The sequence below is a fragment of the Nocardia sp. NPDC001965 genome, assembly GCF_053594175.1.
On the sequence record NZ_JBSFDZ010000009.1, the window covers coordinates 189,027 to 205,149 of the forward strand.

The following is a 16,123-nucleotide window of genomic DNA, read 5'->3' on the forward strand; positions in this document are numbered from 1 at the left end:
AAAATTGCTCGAAGTTAGCTGCACTGCTCGAGGGGTTACCGGTTTCAACCTACAGCGTCGCCCGGCGTGGCCGGTGCCGGGCCACCCCGTAGGCGGGATTATGTTGAGGGCATGCGGATCGGATTGAGCATCAACTACTCGGGCGGCTTCACCGAGGCAGCGGCCGAAGTGGCCGATTTGGAGCGGGCCGGGCTGGACATCGTGTTCGTGCCCGAGGCGTACTCCTTCGACGCGGTCAGCGCTCTGGGCTACCTCGCCGCCAAGACCTCCCGGTTGCAGCTGGCGTCGGGAATCCTGCAGCTCTACACCCGGACGCCCACGCTGACCGCGATGACCGCGGCGGGCCTCGATTTCGTCTCCGACGGCCGATTCGTTCTCGGCCTGGGTGCCTCCGGTCCGCAGGTGATCGAGGGATTCCACGGCGTGCCCTACGATGCGCCGATCGGGCGTACCCGTGAACTCGTGGAGATCTGCCGCAAGGTCTGGCGCCGGGAACGGCTGGACTACCAGGGCAAGTACTACCAGATCCCGCTGCCCGAGGGCACCGGCACCGGTCTGGGCAAACCGCTGAAGCTGATCAACCACCCGGTGCGCGAACGTGTTCCGGTGCTACTCGCCGCGCTGGGCCCCAAGAACGTGGAACTGGCCGCGGAGATCGCCGAAGGCTGGCAGCCGATCTTCTTCCTGCCCGAGCGTGCCGACGCGGTATTCGGTGACGCGCTGCGCGCCGGAAATGCGAAGCGCGATCCCGAACTCGGCCCACTCGATGTCTACGCCGGTCCGGCCCTGGCCATCGGCGAAGACGTGGAACCGCTACTGGGCTTCGTGAAACCGATGCTGGCGCTCTACATCGGCGGAATGGGCGCCAAGGGCAAGAACTTCTATCACACCCTGGCCACCCGCTACGGGTACGGCGCCGAGGCCGACCGCATCCAGGAGCTCTACCTGGCGGGTAAGAAAGACGAAGCGACGCAGGTGGTTCCCGACGATCTGGTCCGCGATATCTCGTTGATCGGCCCGGCCGGTTATGTGAAGGAACGGGTCGCCGCGTTCGCCGAAGCCGGGGTCACCGTCCTCAATGTCGCGCCACTGGCCGCGACACCGGCCGACCGCGTCAAACTCATCGAGCAGTTCCGCGCGATCTGCGACTGACATCCTGCGGGCGCTGGTGAGCTACGCGTCACCAGCCCGAAACCGGTGTTCGGTGCGATCCGGGACCGGTCGGGAGTTGCTCGATCGGTGCGAGTATGTTGCGCCATACCGCATCTGGACAACGAGCCGGGCCGGCGAGTTCACGTCTCGCCGGCCCGGTCATCGGTGGGGTCCGGCTCAGCCCGCCCGGAAACTCGCCAGGGCGGCCGCCAAGGTGGTGTGCAAGGCGAAAACCTGGTCCAGGGCCGTCATCTTCAGCTGACGGCTGGTGGCGGGTCCGTCGGCGACCAGGGCGATCGTGGTCTTGTCGCCGGCCCGCTGATGCGCGGCGACCAGCGCGGCCATCCCGGCCGACGCCAGGAAGCTCACCGCGGCCAGGTCGACGACGAGGCCGGCCGGATCGGCGTCGAGAGCCGCATCGATCGCGGTCTCCAGGGCCGGGGCCGTCGCGAGGTCGACCTCTCCGGTAACCGTGAGCACGGTGACCCCGTCGTGGTCGGCGACCGAGGTCGTCATCGTATCCGTGAGATTCGCGTCTGGAGGAGTGTTGGTCACATCTTCACAATCTGCCATGAGTCTCTCGATCTCGCTGCATCGTATCCCCGCCGGACCGGTTCGCCGTCCCGCGCAGGGCGCTGGCCACCGGGAACGTGATCGCCGGAAGCGTCACCGACATCCGTACCCGGGTTCCGGGGCCCAGGTGGTGATCTATCTCGAGTTCTTCGGTCAGTGCTCGCATCATATCGATCCCGCGACCCCGCGGTCCCGGATCGGCCGGACGCGGGCGCCAGGTCCCGGTATCGGTGGTCTCGATGACCACCCGGTCGCCTACGCATTCGGCGGTGAGGACGACCCGTTCGGCCTCACCGCCGCCGTTCTGGTAGGCGTGCTCGATACTGTTGCTGCACGCCTCGTTGGTGGCGGCCACCAGATCCGAAGTCAGGTTGTGCGGTACCGCCGCGGACGACAGCCACGCTGTCAGCGTACGGCGCAGCATGGCCAGCCGGTCCGGCCGGGCCGGTACATCCAGCCGCAACGGCGCGGGCGGCTGCCGGTAGACCACCATGGCGATATCGTCGTCGTACCCGCCCTCGGGCCGCAGCGCCGAGAGCACCGAATCGGCGACCTGACGGGGTAGTTTCTCGGCGGTATGGGCCAGGATATCGGCGATCTTGGTGAAACCCTCGTCGATATCCTCACCGCGGCGTTCCACCAGACCGTCGGTGAACAGCACCAGGGTCGATCCGGGGGGCAACGGCGTGGTGGCCTCCGGGCGGCGTGCTGTCTCGAAGGTCGCCAACGGCACCGAACGGCCACCTTCCAGCATGCGCCCGGTCTTGTCCACATCGGCCAGGATGGGCGGCATATGACCCGCGTTGCTGTACCGCACCAGACCCCGTACCGGGTCCAGTACCGCCGCGCAGACGGTGGTGCACAGTGCGCCGGGAATACGGGCCGCCACCGGGTCGAGCTCGGTGAGCAGCTGGGCGGGACCGGCGCCGCGGAGCAGCAGCGCGCGGGCGGCCGTACGCAACTGCCCCATCACCACGGCCGCGGACAGGCCGCGGCCCACACAGTCGCCGACCACCACGCCGATGGTGCCGTCGGGCAGCGGCACCACGTCGTACCAGTCGCCACCGATCTCCAGCGGTGGCAGCGCCGGTTCGTAGTGCACCGAGAACCGCGGCGGGAGTTCGATGGGACCCAGCATGGCCCGCTGCAGGGTCAGCGAGGTGGAGCGGGCCGCATCGAAGTTGCGGGCTCGCTGCACGGCCAGGCTGAGATGCCCGATCAGCAGTGAGAAAAGAGTCCAATCGGCGGCGTCGACGACGCGGGGTACCGCGAACCGCAACCACAGCGCCGCATCGCTCTTCTCGCCGAGCGGCGCGACGATACCCTGGGCGCTGCCCGCACCCTCCGGAACTGCTATCAGCGTGCGACCGGGCCGCACTCGCGCGCGCTTGAGAATGGCCTCGGTCGCGGGTTCGAGCCGTGATCCGGCCGCGGCGGCCGGGGGAATGCCGGAGGTATAGACCTCCGGCGCGGTGGGCGAAGTCCACACCGCGACCACCGCGGTTTCCGCGCCCACCGTGCGCCGCAGCTCGTCCAGGCCCACCTCGAGCACCTCGGCCACCGTAGTCGCCGCGGCGAGCGCGGTGGCCAGCCGATTGGCCGCCTGGTCGCGGGCCTGGGCGTCGTGCTCGGCGGTGACATCGCGGACGGTGCCGACGAAGATGTGTTCCTCGCCGTCGGGTTTCACCAGGGCACTCGTGCTCACCGCGATCCAGCGGCGGCGTCCGTCGCGGTGCTGGATCGGCACCACGAACCGGGACGCTTCGGTCCCCAGGTCGGGGTAGCGGGGACCCTCCGGGATAGCCCACGGATGCGGTAGCGGATAGGGCACCCCGGCGGCGCCGTAACCGGTGAGCTCACCGAAGGCCTTGTTCACCTCGATGAGGGTGCCGCGCGCGTCGGCGACGAAGAACCCGTCCTGGAGCGATTCGACCAGCGCGGTCCGGAATTCGTCGCGTCCGGCGAGATCGTCGGCGCGGGACCGTTGCTGTTCGTAGCGGCGGGTGCCGTCGAGATAGCCGCGGGTCGCGACATCCAGTGTGATCAGGGTCTGTAACAGGAATTCGAGTGCCCGCTCCGCGAGCGAATTCTCTTTACCGGCCGATTCCGGCGGCGGGGCCGCCGCGACGGCTTCCGACTGCACCTGCCTCGCCACCCGGAAATGGTGCTCGGTGAGATCGAGCAGGCTGATGCCCTCGACGAGCGCCCGGCGACCCAGCTCATGGCCTTCGGCCAGACCGTCGCCCTCGGGATCGGCGAGATGGCGGCGCAGGGCGTCGGCGTAGGCGTCGAGGAACGCCGCGAGTACCGTGCTCATCGCCGGCCTCGCCGGATCACGACACTTCTCGCTGGGCGGTTCCGTTCGAGGCACCGCGCACCCGGGCCGCGAGGACCAGGGCATCGTCGGAGTCCTTGGCGTGCCGGTTCAACAGCTCGTGCACGATCTCCGCGGTCGATTTCGCGAGATCCACACCTTGGCCCGGTTCGGCTTCCACCCCGTCGGTGGACATCAGCAGCAGATCGCCGGGCCGGACCGGCACGGTCTGCGGCTGCAGAATCGAGGGCAGCCGATATCCGACGATACCGCCGCTCTGTAGGACACTGGCGCTGATCTGCGGGCCGGTGGGACCGGCCGTGAACAGATGCGATTCGACATTGCCGACACTGAGCCACTGCGTTTCCTCCGTGCCGAACAAGACCAGGGTGACCGCGGCACCACGAGTATCGGACATGGCCCGATGGCACAGCACCATCAGTGCGTCCAGCGGTTCGGCGCGGTGCTCGGCGAGTACCCGTGTCGCGCGGTCCACCGCGGCGGCCGCCGCCGCGCCGTGACCCAGACCGTCGAGCACCGCGAACAGAACGACACCGGCACCGGTATCCAGGACGAGGCAGCGATCTCCGGATACGTCCTGTCCGGGGAGGGGGCGGCCGGCCATCGCCCATTCGATCCGGCCGATGTACCCGTCCTCATGCACCGTGGGGTACCCACTTCCACATCTCCACCAACGTGCCTGCGCCGGGCGCGGATTCGATGGCCATGCCGTCCATCAGCCGTTTGGCACCGGGGAGACCGAGACCCAGGCCGAGGCCGGTCGAATAGCCGTCTTCCATGGCCCGGGCGATATCGATGATTCCGGGACCCTGATCCTTGGCCTGGACCACCAGAGCGCGGCGGCCGTCGCGTTCGTCGACCTGCAGCCGGATCTCACCGCTGCCGGCATAACTGGTGATATTCCGCGCGACCTCCGAGATCGCCGTGGAGATCATGGTCCGGTCGGTCAGGGTGAAGCCGAGTTCTTCGGCCAGCTCACGTCCGGCCTGACGTGCGGTCACGATGTCGTTCGACATCTTCACCGCGATAACCACCTGTTCAGCGGGCACTGTCACGACCATCTCGGTGCTGACGCCGCGCCGAGGCCTTGCGGTTCAACCAGGCCAAGCCCTCTTCGAGGTCCAGGGCGGTATGCATGTCCTCGAAAGTGAGGCCGAGTTGCACCATGGCGAAAGCGACTTCGGGCTGTAGGCCCACGATGACGGTTTCCGCCCCGCGCAGCTGTGTCATATGCGCGATGGTGCGCAATGATCTGGCCGCGAAGGAGTCCATCACGTCGATCGCTGTCACATCGACGATGATGCCCTGCGCGCGGTACTTGCTGACCTGCTTCATCAGGTCGTCCTGGAGGCGTTCGGTATCGGCATCGGTCAGCGCCGACTGCACCGACGCGATCAGATATGTGCCCTGTTTGAGGATCGGTACTGGCATAGTGGATTCCGGTCAGCGCGAATCGCGTTCGCTGCGCTCGGTCACTCTGGACACTTCGTAGCCCAGTAACCGTTCCGCTTCCTCGATACCGCCCTGCAGATCGCCGACCGCGTTCATCTTCGACAGGTCCAGCCCGATGGTGACCAGTGTCAGCGCGATCTCGGAGGACAGGCCGGTCATGATGACGCTGGCACCCATGAGTCCCGACGCGTCGACGGTCTGCACCAGGTGATTGGCCACGGTGGAGTCGATATCGGGCACACCGGTGATATCGATGACGACGACCTTGGCACGGTTGTTCCGGATGGCGCGCAGCAGTTGTTCGGTGAGCTGGCGGGCACGCTGGCTGTCGAGCACGCCGATTATCGGCAGGATCAGCAGTTGTTCACGGACCTGCAGAACCGGGGTGGACAGCTCCCGGATCGCTTCCTGCTGCTGGCGGATGACGCGTTCGCGCTCCTGGACGAAGGAGACGCCCACCGTATTGGCGATCCGGTTGGCCGCCGGTTCGTAGGCGTCGAGCACCGCGTTCAGCAACTCGAAATTGGACTGGTACTTCTCGAACAACGACCGGGCCAGCACATCGCGCAGCAACAGCACCATGCCGAGGACCTCGTCGGTCTCCACCCCACGCGGAATGATGCGCTCGGAGAGATCGCGGGCGTAGGCCTGCAGCGCCTCGACGCTACCGGTCTCCAGAACCTCGACGTAGTTGTCGTAGACCGAGGTCGCCTCGGAGAAGACCTCCTCCGGCGTCATCGCGGTCAGCAGGCGCGCCTCGGTGATCCGCCGGGCCCACTCCTCGCGCAGCGCGGTGCGGTTCTGGCGCAGATGCTCGACGAGCTGTGGGAGCAGATTGTCTACGGGTCCCGCAGCCAACGAGTCCGCCGAAAGGCCCATGGACACCTCGGACATGTAACTTGTGCCCCTTTCGACGGCGGTCGGGTACATCATAGATTTCCGGCGGTCGTGCCGATTACCGAGCCTAGTCATACCCACGCGCCCATACTGGCGAAACCTGCCGGTCAGGTTTTATCGCGTCGGTGTGACCGGGGTCGCGCCGGGGGTCGGGAAACCGTGCTCGAGCGCGCCGAGTGCTCGATCCAGATACACGGTGAGATCCGCGTCCGCCCGGGCGAGCCACGCGTCGAAGGCGGCCCGGGCCGCGGCCAGCGTGGTGCGCCCGACCGCCATCGGCAGGAGTGAATCCGCGGGTTCCCCCAGCCGTTCGGCGGCGAACTCGCCCACGGTGCGCTCCCAGGCGTCGTAGTGGGGACCGGCCGTAGCGGTCAGCGCGGGTACATCGGCGACGAGTTTCATCCGGACCCGTAGTTCGGGGACGTCCTCGGCGCGGTATCGATTGGCGTTCACCACCACGCGCCGGACGGCTGCCATCATGGGCTCGGCGTCGGGCACGGTGGCGAACGCGGCTCGTAGCGCGGTGACCTCGTCGTCGAACGAATACCAGAGCACTTCGGCCTTGCCCGGGAAATACCGGAAGAAGGTGCGGCCGCTGATCCCGGCCGCGGCGGCGATCTGCTCGACGGTGGTCTCGTCGAATCCCTGCTCGCTGAACAACCGCATCGCGATCAGTTCGAGCTCGCGTTTGGTGGTGCCCCGCGGGCGGCCGCGGGGATGCTGTGCCGTCACGAGTAAATAGTGCGCTGTGACCGCCGCGTTCGGGGTCGGTACCCCCGGGCAGTTGCGTCCGGGGCTGTCGCGGGGCCCTGGGCTCTTGATTATGTCAGTCACTGACGTTAATCTCGGCGCATGATGGTGGCGGACCTCACATCGCCCGAGGTGGGCGCGCCCGGCGCGGCCGCCCGGGTGCTGCTGGTACCGGTCGGCGCGACCGAACAGCACGGCCCGCACCTGCCGCTGTCCACCGATACCGATCTGGCCGGTGCGATAGCGGCGGGCCTGGCCGCGCGCCGTCCCGAGACGCTCGTCGCCCCGGCGCTCGCCTACGGCGCGAGCGGTGAGCATGCCGGATTCCCCGGCACGCTGTCGATCGGGCAGGCGGCGCTGGAATTGCTGGTCGTCGAACTGTGCCGGTCCGCGACCGATACTTTCGAGCGGATCGTGCTGGTCAACGGGCACGGCGGCAATATCGACGCGTTGCGCCGGGCGGTGGGCCGGTTACGCGGTGAATCCCGCGATATCCGGCTGTTCCTGCCACGCCACGACGGTGACGCGCACGCCGGCCGGGCCGAGACCGCACTGCAGTTGCACCTTGCCCCGGAACGCGTGCGCCTCGGACGCGCCGAATCCGGCGATACGCGGCCGCTCGCCGAAATTCTGCCGCAGTTGCGGGCGGGCGGCGTAGCCGCGGTGAGCGCCAACGGGGTGCTCGGTGATCCCACCGGCGCGACCGCTGCCGAAGGCGCCGAACTACTCGAACGGCTCGTCTCCCAGTTGTACGAACAGATCCGGCAGTGGTGGCCGGAACCAGTGGAAAGGATCCGACCATGAATCCGTGGTTCGAAACCGTCGCCGAAGCGCATCGGCGCGCGAAGAAACGGCTGCCGAAATCGGTGTACGGCGCCTTGGTCGCCGGCTCGGAACGCGGTCTGACCATCGACGACAACCAGGCCGCCTTCGGTGAGCTCGGTTTCGCCCCGCACGTCGCCGGGCCCATCGGCGAACGCGACCAGTCGACTACCGTGCTGGGTCAGCAGATCTCGATGCCGGTGATCATCTCGCCGACCGGTGTGCAGGCCGTGCACCCCGATGGTGAGGTCGCCGTGGCCCGCGCCGCCGCGGCCCGCGGGACGGCGATGGGCCTCTCCTCCTTCGCCAGCAAGCCGGTGGAAGAGGTCGTCGCGGCCAACCCCGCCACCTTCTTCCAGCTCTACTGGTGCGGGAGCAAGGACGATATCGTCGGGCGTATGGCGCGGGCGAAAGCCGCGGGGGCGGTGGGGCTGATCCTCACGCTGGACTGGTCGTTCTCGCACGGCCGCGACTGGGGCAGCCCGTCGATTCCGGAGAAACTCGACTTGAAGACGATGGCGAGTTTCGCGCCGCAGGTGATGGTCAAACCGCGCTGGCTCACCACGTATCTGAAATCGGGGTCACTGCCCGATCTCACCGCGCCCAATATGGCGCTCGGGGACGCGCCGGCTCCGGGCTTCTTCGGCGCCTACGGCGAATGGATGGGGACGACACCGCCGGACTGGGCCGATGTGGCCTGGGTCTGCGAGCAGTGGGACGGTCCGGTGATGCTCAAGGGTGTGATGCGGGTGGACGACGCGCGGCGCGCGGTCGATGCCGGTGTGGCGGCCATCTCGGTGTCCAACCACGGTGGTAACAACCTCGACGGCACCCCGGCTTCCATCCGTGCCCTCCCGGTGGTGGCGGATGCGGTGGGGCACGAGATCGAGATCCTGCTCGACGGCGGTATCCGCCGGGGCAGCGATGTGGTCAAGGCGGTGGCGCTCGGTGCGCGGGCGGTCATGATCGGCCGCGCATACCTGTGGGGTCTGGCGGCGAACGGGCAGGCCGGGGTGGAGAACGTGCTGGACATCCTGCGCGGCGGGATCGATTCCGCGCTGCTCGGGCTGCGAAAGACCAGCATCACCGAGCTGGACCGGTTCGATATCGTGATCCCCGAGGGCTTCGAGCGGCGGCTGGGCGTCGATGCGTCGACGCAGTTGCGGATACCGGAATCGACTGCCGAAGCGGTATGACGCGGTCGGTGTAGTGGTCCGATTCGCACCGCAGTGCTGCGGCCGTCTCGCTTCGGGAGAGCCGGCCGCAGCACTGCGGTGATGTCCGGATCGGGACGCCCTGTGATATCGGTCATCCGCCCACACCCGGGGGCTTCGCGGGCAGCTCGCTTACTTGCAGGTGAGGTACCGCACTGGAAAGTGTGTACTTGTCGGCCCCACCGGCCACGCCGACACTCGATCCCTGTGAACATGACTGCAGAACCGCCCCGAACAGCACGTACGGGAGGCCGACCGGCCGACCGGCCGATTCCGGTGACTGTGCTCGGCACCGGGTCGATGGGTCGTGCTCTGGCCGAAGCCTTTCTCGCGGCAGGGCATCCGACCACCGTATGGAATCGCACCCCGCAACGAGCGGCCCCGTTGGTGACCGCGGGCGCCGACCATCGGCTCGCCATCGCCGATGCCCTGGCCGTCGGCTCGCTGATCATCAGTTGTACCAGCACATTCCGGGCCGCACGCGAAAGCTTGACGGGCGCAGAGTCCCAGCTGACCGGGCGAACCTTGATCACCCTCAACAGTGGCACCCCCACCGACGCGCGGGAATTCGCGGCGTGGGTGCGCGGCTGTGGGGCCCGGTTCCTCGGCGGAGCGATCAAGAATGTGCCCGCAGCCGTCGGAAAGCCGGACACACTGCTGTATTTCGGCGGTGACCGGGCCGTCTTCGACGACCATGAGGGCGTATTGCGGGCTCTCGGTGGCGATCTCGTGCATCTGGGCGAGGAACCGGATCTGGCCGCCCTCTACGAGTCGGCCGTCGGTGCCACTCTGCTTCCCTCGCTGCTCGGGTTCTTCGAAGGGGCGGCATTACTGTCGGTGCGCGGGCTCTCGGCGCAGTCGATGGTGTCCTACTCTGTCAAGTGGCTGCAGATGATCGAATCTCTGCTACCGCTCATGGCCGGAGAGATCGACGACCGGGACTTCACCCGGCTCGGTTCCTCGATCGCCTTGTTCCACGATCAGATCCCCGACGACGAGCGGCTCGGCGCTGATTCGGGTGTCGATATGTCGTGGCACGCTCCGATGCACGAGCTGTTGCGCCGGGCGGTGGCCGAAGGTCGAGGCGAGCAGAGCATCACCGCGCTGTTCGAGCTCATGGCTCCGGCCGCCCGGGCCTCGGCCGCCCGCGAACCCCGCAAGGATGCGTGATCATGCGTCGAGTAGCCGGTTCGGTGACCGTTATCGGGCTCGGTCCGATGGGGCGGGCAATGGTCGAGACGTTGCGTGCTGCGGGCACCGCGGTCACCGTGTGGAACCGCAGTCCGGAGAAAGCGCACGCCATGGGGGAGTTCGGCGCTGCCCGTGCGGATACGGTCGCACAGGCCGTCGATGCCGGCGAAGTGATCCTGGTCAGTTTGACCGACTACGCCGCGATGTATGACGTCCTCGAGGCTGCCGCCGATCATCTGCGGGGGAAGACGATTGTCAACCTCTCGTCGGATTCGCCGGAGGAGACACGTAGTGCGGCGCGATGGGTCCGGGCACGAGGGGGCCGGTTCCTCGCCGGTGGAGTGATGGCCGATGGAGCGGGTGTCGGGGGCGCGGACTCCTTCATCTTCTACAGCGGCGAACGCGAGGTGTTCGATGCCTGCGTCGAGATACTCGGCCCCCTGGGCCGGCCGGAATACCTGGGAGTGGATGCCGGGCTCGCGCAACTGTATTACCAGGCAGTCCTCACGATCTTCCTGTCCGGACTGCTCGCTTTCGAACAAGCGCTGGCCATGATCGAGCGCTCGGGTGAACCGGTCGAGCGGTTCCTGCCTTATGCGCAACGGTCGATGGGCGATATGACGGAGCTGTACGCTGCGGTCGCCGCCATGGCCGCCGATACCGGCGGGTGGCGTGATATCGGACATCTGCAGATGATGGCGGCCGGTGCCGGGCACGTGGTCGAGACCGCCGCGGCCGTCGGAGTGGGTACCGACCTGGCGCGTGCGGTTCGGGATCACTGGCTGCGCGCCTTGTCCGAGAGCGAGCGGGCAGGTGCGCCGGTTTCGACTTTCCAGCTGCTTCGAGGTCGTGATGCCTGACCCCGGCCCCGGAGCCGTGACGGCCGGATACGGATGCGGTGCTACCGGGCGATGGTTCCTACGGTGCCAGGGCCGGTAACCCGCCGATCACCGGTGCTGGTGGGTTACGATTTAGGTTTGCCTAACTCCAGGTGGGGTGCGGGAAGGCCGCTAGGCTCGCTGTGCTCGACCCCGGCGCAGTGGCTGTTCTCCGCGGCTGCGCCCTGTTAGACCAGCAGCCCACCTCCAAAGGAGTGCGATCGGTGACCGCGCCCGAGTTCCGTTATTCAGACCTGCTCCCGATCGGCGCCGACGACACCCCGTACCGGCTGCTCACCACCGAGGGCGTCAGCACCTTCGAATCCGGCGGCCGGACCTTCCTCCAGGTCGACCCGGAGGTCCTGCGGATGCTGACCGCCGAGGCGATGCACGACATCAGCCACTATCTGCGGCCCGCGCATCTGTCCCAGCTGCGCAGCATCATCGACGATCCCGAGGCCAGCGGTAACGACCGTTTCGTGGCGCTGGATCTGCTGAAGAACGTCAATATCTCCGCCGGCGGGATCCTGCCCATGTGCCAGGACACCGGAACAGCCATCGTGATGGGTAAGAAATCCGAGGGTGTGCTCACCGGTGCCGACGACGCCGAATGGATCAGCCGCGGCGTCTTCGACGCCTACACGAAGCTGAACCTGCGCTATTCGCAGCTCGCGCCCATCACCATGTGGGACGAGAAGAACACCGGGTCCAACCTGCCCGCGCAGGTCGAGCTGTACTCCGCGCCCGGCGATCCCGCGAAGCCGGCCTACAAGTTCCTGTACATGGCCAAGGGCGGCGGTTCGGCGAACAAATCGTTCCTGTACCAGGAGACCAAGGCGATCCTGAACCCCACGCGGATGCTGGAGTTCCTGGACGAGAAGATCCGCTCACTGGGTACCGCGGCCTGCCCGCCGTACCACCTCGCCGTGGTCATCGGTGGCACCAGTGCCGAATTCGCGCTCAAGACCGCCAAATACGCCTCGGCGCACTATCTGGACAATCTGCCCACCGAGGGCTCGATGACCGGGCACGCCTTCCGCGATCTCGACCTCGAACAGGAAGTCTTCAAACTGACCCAGTCCTTCGGGATCGGCGCCCAGTTCGGCGGTAAGTACTTCTGCCACGACGTCCGGGTGGTGCGGTTGCCCCGGCACGGTGCGAGCTGCCCGGTGGCGCTCGCGGTCTCCTGCTCCGCCGACCGGCAGGCCCTGGCCAAGATCACCCCCGAGGGGGTGTTCCTGGAGCAGCTCGAACGCGAACCCGCGCAGTATCTGCCCGAGCAGACCGACGCCATCCTCGGCGGTGATGTGGTGAAGGTCGACCTGAACCGGCCGATGGACGAGATCCGTGCGGAACTTTCCAAGTACCCGGTGAAGACCCGGCTCTCGCTGTCGGGTCCGTTGGTGGTGGCCCGCGACATCGCGCACGCCAAGATCAAGGAACGCCTCGACGCGGGCGAAGAGATGCCGCAGTACCTGCGCGATATGGCCGTCTACTACGCCGGACCGGCCAAAACCCCGGACGGCTACGCCTCGGGTTCCTTCGGCCCCACCACCGCGGGTCGGATGGACTCCTATGTCGACCAGTTCCAGGCGGCCGGCGGGTCGTTCGTGATGCTGGCCAAAGGCAACCGCTCCGCCCAGGTCACCAAGGCGTGCAAGGAGCACGGCGGGTTCTACCTCGGCTCCATCGGCGGCCCCGCCGCCCGGCTCGCGCTGGACTGCATCAAATCGGTCGAGGTCCTCGAATACCCGGAACTGGGTATGGAAGCGGTGTGGAAGATCGAGGTCGAGGATTTCCCGGCGTTCATCGTGGTGGACGACAAGGGCAACGATTTCTTCGCCGAAACCCAGAAGCCGATCGCGCTGCGGGTGCGCACTCGGTCCGCGGAACGGGTCTGAGTCCGCGGTCGGGGTTCCGGAAGGCCGGCTTCCGTTCCGCGCCGCGCCTGCCGGGCAGGCGCGGCGCCACCACCGTGCCCCGGCCGACGGGACTCGCCGGGGCGAGATCGGCGGCCGGGCACAGAAACCGTTGTGCTACAAGGAATCCCGGCCCCGCGTAGATCTGTGGCGAATCCGGCCGATCCGGTGCACCCAGGGTTGCCGGCGGGTACCCCGATGCGGTAGCCGGTCTCGTAAGCATGGGTAAGGGTTTTTTCGTGGTGGACACGGCGGTAAAGACGCACGCGACCGCTCCGCGGGCCTCATTCGTCGGACAGGACCTCGATGTACCCGTCCGTCCCGTTCACCCGGATCCGCTGCCCGTCACGGATCAGCCGGGTGGCCTGCTCCACGCCCACCACGGCGGGCAGGCCGTACTCCCGCGCGATCACCGCGCCGTGGGTCATCAGTCCACCCACTTCGGTGATCAGGCCCGTGATCGCCACGAACAAGGGTGTCCAGCTCGGATCGGTATAGGCGGTGACCAGAATGTCGCCCGGTTCGAGGTCGGCGCGCGCCATATCCGAGACGACCCGGGCCCGCCCTTCCACGATCCCACTGGACACCGCCATACCGGCCAGCGCCCCGGCCGGTAGGTCCGCGCGTCGATACGCTCCGGCGAAGGTCTCGCCGTCGGAGGTGATCACCCGCGGCGGTGTCAGCGCTCGGTAGGTGCGGAAAGCTTCCCGTCTCTCGCTGATGAGCTGGTCACAGGACTGCTGGGTGCGCACCAGCCGGGCCAGCTCATCGAAGGTCAGATAGAAGATGTCGTCGGGCCGGCGCAGCACCCGGCCCCGGACGAGACGCTCGGCCTCGCGCAACAGTGCCTGCTTGTAGATGAAATACCTGCTGACCATGCCGTACTTCGGATACTCCCGGTATCCCGAAAAGGTGCGGAGCTGCTCGATCATGCGCGCGGTTTCGCGGGCTTTCCGCTCTCCGTCCGGTAGGGCGCGCAGACGCGTCAGCAGGTCCGCTTCCTTCTGCCCGGCTTCGCGGCGGCCGTCCTCGAAACGCCGTTCGGCCGCACCCGGCTCGAAACTCTTGATATTGCCCAGGATCGTCGGCACGAGTGCGGCGGGACGTTCGCTCCAGCGCGGTCGCGTGAGGTCGATCTCGCCGGCGCAGCGCATACCGTACCGGTCGAGATAGGACTCGATAGCGGCCTGCGCCTCGCGGCCGCCCGGCACCCGCACCAGCTCGTCGAGGAAATCCCGGCCCTCGTAACCCGCCTCTTCGACCTGCCGCAGAAAAGTGACCACCTCCGGGTACGGCCGGATCACATCGGCGACGTCCAGCAGTGCGAGACCCATCTCCGAGGTCACATTGTGCGGAACCGATTGGGCTAGCGTATCGGCCGCGTTGTTCTTCTCGCCCAGCCATTCCCCGAGGTGGTCGTCGAGCCAGAAGGCGGCGTCGATACTCGCTACGATCGCTCGGTAGCTGCGCGGGTCGAACAGGAGTCGCTGCATCTCCTGGATATCGGTGTGGATGAAGTCGAGCAGTTCCGGTCCGGATCTGGTCTCGATATCGCGCTTCAGAGCCTCGACGGAGGCCTGGTTGTCCGCGATCAGTTCGGTGACGACTGCCGGATCTATTTCGGTCGGGCCGGGGGCGGCACCGGCCTCCGGTACGGCGGCGGCCGCCGCCTCCGGTTCTGTCCGCACGATATCGTCCCGTTCGGCGACGGTCCGCAACGCGTCTCCGATGAGCGGATCGGATTTCCCGAGTGCCTCGATCATGGTCCGCCGGGCCGTCGGCGATGCCAGCCGTTCGGTGACGTCGATGAACAGCCGGCCACCGGCGTGCCGCATGGGCGCCCGGCTGGTCAGCTGCCATATCGAGATGCCCAGCGGTTTCATGGGGTCGGTCATCATCTGCTGGTGGCCGACGGAGACGTAGACGCGGTTCGCGTCGTCGGCGGCCTCGGGAATCGGGAACAGCGTGGTGATCGGCCGGCTCTGCACAATACGGAATTCGTCGTCGGCCAGACACCATTCGATGTCCTGCGGGCTGCCGAAATGCGCTTCGATGCCGCGGCCCAGGTCCGCGAGGTCCACGATCTGCGCATCGGTGAGCACCTGCTGGTTCTGTCGTTGGTCCTCGATCTCCTGAACGAACGTGCCGCCCGCCGGCGCGGGCGCGACCGCGACCCGCTTGGTGGCGACGGTCCGGTCGATGATCACGCTGTCGCGCACCTTGTAGACGTCCGCGTTCACCAGACCGGAGACCAAGGCCTCGCCGAGTCCGAAGCCGGCGTCGACGGAGACCACCTTCCGGTTGGACGTGACCGGGTCGGCGGTGACCAAGATCCCGGCCGCCTCCGGGAACACCATCTGCTGCACCACCACCGCCATCTGCACCTTCCGGTGTTCGAAGCCGTTGTGCAGCCGGTAGGTGACGGCCCGTTCGGTGAACAGCGAACCCCAGCACCGGCCGATGTGCCGCAGCACCGCCGCCGGCCCGACGATATTCAGATAGGTGTCCTGCTGCCCGGCGAAGGACGCGTTCGGCAGATCTTCGGCCGTCGCGCTGGACCGGACGGCGTAGGCGTGGTGGGAACCGAGTCCGGCGATCGACCCGGCGATCTCCGCCGCGATATCGCCGGGGAGGGCCGATGCTTCGATCGCCTCCCGTATCGCCGCGCTCAGCACCCGAATCGACTCCCGGTCTTCCGGATCGATCCGCGACAGCTGTCCGATCAACTCGTCGATCACCGGTGTACCGGCCACGACCTGCCGAAAGGCCGCGGTCGTCACGCAGAATCCGTCCGGCACCCGGACACCCTCGATCCGCGACAGCTCCCCGAGGTTCGCGCCCTTGCCGCCGACGACCGCGACCTGGGTGCGGTCGATCTCCTGGAAGCCCAGCACGTAACCCATTCACCGCTCCTCACCTGTGGTTTCTGCGTACCGCGGC

Annotated in this window: 14 protein-coding genes; 6 read left to right on the forward strand and 8 right to left on the reverse strand. The window is 67.4% G+C overall.

Annotated features, from left to right (window positions below; translation table 11 throughout):
• Nucleotides 1-111: 111 nt before the first annotated feature.
• Nucleotides 112-1,152, forward strand: coding sequence for an LLM class F420-dependent oxidoreductase (locus ACWCPQ_RS16160; RefSeq protein ID WP_449899259.1), 1,041 nt, complete (start codon nt 112-114; stop codon nt 1,150-1,152).
• Between the two features lie 177 nt (nt 1,153-1,329).
• Here the strand turns inward: ACWCPQ_RS16160 and ACWCPQ_RS16165 are convergent, their stop codons facing one another.
• The 7 genes from ACWCPQ_RS16165 to mftR all read right to left on the reverse strand — a co-directional run bounded on the left by ACWCPQ_RS16165 (nt 1,330) and on the right by mftR (nt 7,141).
• Nucleotides 1,330-1,668 (reverse strand): STAS domain-containing protein, encoded by a 339-nt coding sequence (locus ACWCPQ_RS16165; protein WP_449899261.1) that lies wholly within the window; start codon nt 1,666-1,668, stop codon nt 1,330-1,332.
• A gap of 43 nt (nt 1,669-1,711) precedes the next feature.
• Nucleotides 1,712-4,042: a SpoIIE family protein phosphatase gene (locus ACWCPQ_RS16170; RefSeq protein ID WP_449899264.1), complete on the reverse strand. Its 2,331-nt coding sequence runs from the start codon at nt 4,040-4,042 to the stop codon at nt 1,712-1,714.
• Nucleotides 4,043-4,058: 16 nt separating this feature from the next.
• Nucleotides 4,059-4,703, reverse strand: a complete 645-nt coding sequence (locus ACWCPQ_RS16175) for a SpoIIE family protein phosphatase (RefSeq protein WP_449899267.1) — start codon at nt 4,701-4,703, stop codon at nt 4,059-4,061.
• Nucleotides 4,696-5,121: an anti-sigma regulatory factor gene (locus tag ACWCPQ_RS16180; RefSeq protein WP_327150759.1), complete on the reverse strand. Its 426-nt coding sequence runs from the start codon at nt 5,119-5,121 to the stop codon at nt 4,696-4,698. Before ACWCPQ_RS16180 ends, ACWCPQ_RS16175 begins: the two co-directional genes overlap by 8 nt.
• Entirely contained in the window at nt 5,099-5,491 is a 393-nt protein-coding gene (locus ACWCPQ_RS16185; protein WP_327150760.1) for an STAS domain-containing protein, read from the reverse strand. The genes ACWCPQ_RS16180 and ACWCPQ_RS16185 overlap by 23 nt, the downstream gene beginning before the upstream one ends.
• A 12-nt stretch (nt 5,492-5,503) precedes the next feature.
• Entirely contained in the window at nt 5,504-6,406 is a 903-nt protein-coding gene (locus tag ACWCPQ_RS16190) for an STAS domain-containing protein (RefSeq protein WP_030521382.1), read from the reverse strand.
• A gap of 117 nt (nt 6,407-6,523) precedes the next feature.
• Nucleotides 6,524-7,141, reverse strand: coding sequence for a mycofactocin system transcriptional regulator (mftR, locus tag ACWCPQ_RS16195; protein WP_449899272.1), 618 nt, complete (start codon nt 7,139-7,141; stop codon nt 6,524-6,526).
• A 123-nt stretch (nt 7,142-7,264) separates the two neighbouring features.
• Here mftR and mftE point away from each other — a divergent pair, with 123 nt between their 5' ends.
• The 5 genes from mftE (at nt 7,265) to ACWCPQ_RS16220 (ending at nt 13,165) form a co-directional block, all read left to right on the forward strand.
• Nucleotides 7,265-7,963, forward strand: coding sequence for a mycofactocin biosynthesis peptidyl-dipeptidase MftE (mftE, locus tag ACWCPQ_RS16200; RefSeq protein ID WP_449899384.1), 699 nt, complete (start codon nt 7,265-7,267; stop codon nt 7,961-7,963).
• Nucleotides 7,960-9,177 (forward strand): pre-mycofactocin synthase MftD, encoded by a 1,218-nt coding sequence (mftD, locus tag ACWCPQ_RS16205; protein ID WP_449899275.1) that lies wholly within the window; start codon nt 7,960-7,962, stop codon nt 9,175-9,177. The genes mftE and mftD overlap by 4 nt, the downstream gene beginning before the upstream one ends.
• Before the next feature lie 294 nt (nt 9,178-9,471).
• The gene (locus ACWCPQ_RS16210; protein WP_449899278.1) at nt 9,472-10,365 is read left to right on the forward strand and encodes an NAD(P)-dependent oxidoreductase; all 894 of its coding nucleotides are present in this window, start codon (nt 9,472-9,474) and stop codon (nt 10,363-10,365) included.
• A gap of 2 nt (nt 10,366-10,367) precedes the next feature.
• Nucleotides 10,368-11,246 (forward strand): NAD(P)-dependent oxidoreductase, encoded by an 879-nt coding sequence (locus ACWCPQ_RS16215; RefSeq protein ID WP_449899280.1) that lies wholly within the window; start codon nt 10,368-10,370, stop codon nt 11,244-11,246.
• 242 nt (nt 11,247-11,488) lie between these two features.
• Nucleotides 11,489-13,165 carry a fumarate hydratase gene (locus ACWCPQ_RS16220; protein WP_449899283.1) on the forward strand — a complete coding sequence of 559 codons (1,677 nt, stop codon included), beginning with the start codon at nt 11,489-11,491 and terminating at the stop codon, nt 13,163-13,165.
• A 302-nt stretch (nt 13,166-13,467) separates the two neighbouring features.
• Here the strand turns inward: ACWCPQ_RS16220 and rph are convergent, their stop codons facing one another.
• A complete protein-coding gene (gene rph, locus ACWCPQ_RS16225) occupies nt 13,468-16,086 on the reverse strand; it encodes a rifamycin-inactivating phosphotransferase (RefSeq protein WP_449899285.1) in 2,619 nt (872 codons plus the stop codon).
• Nucleotides 16,087-16,123: the final 37 nt, after the last annotated feature.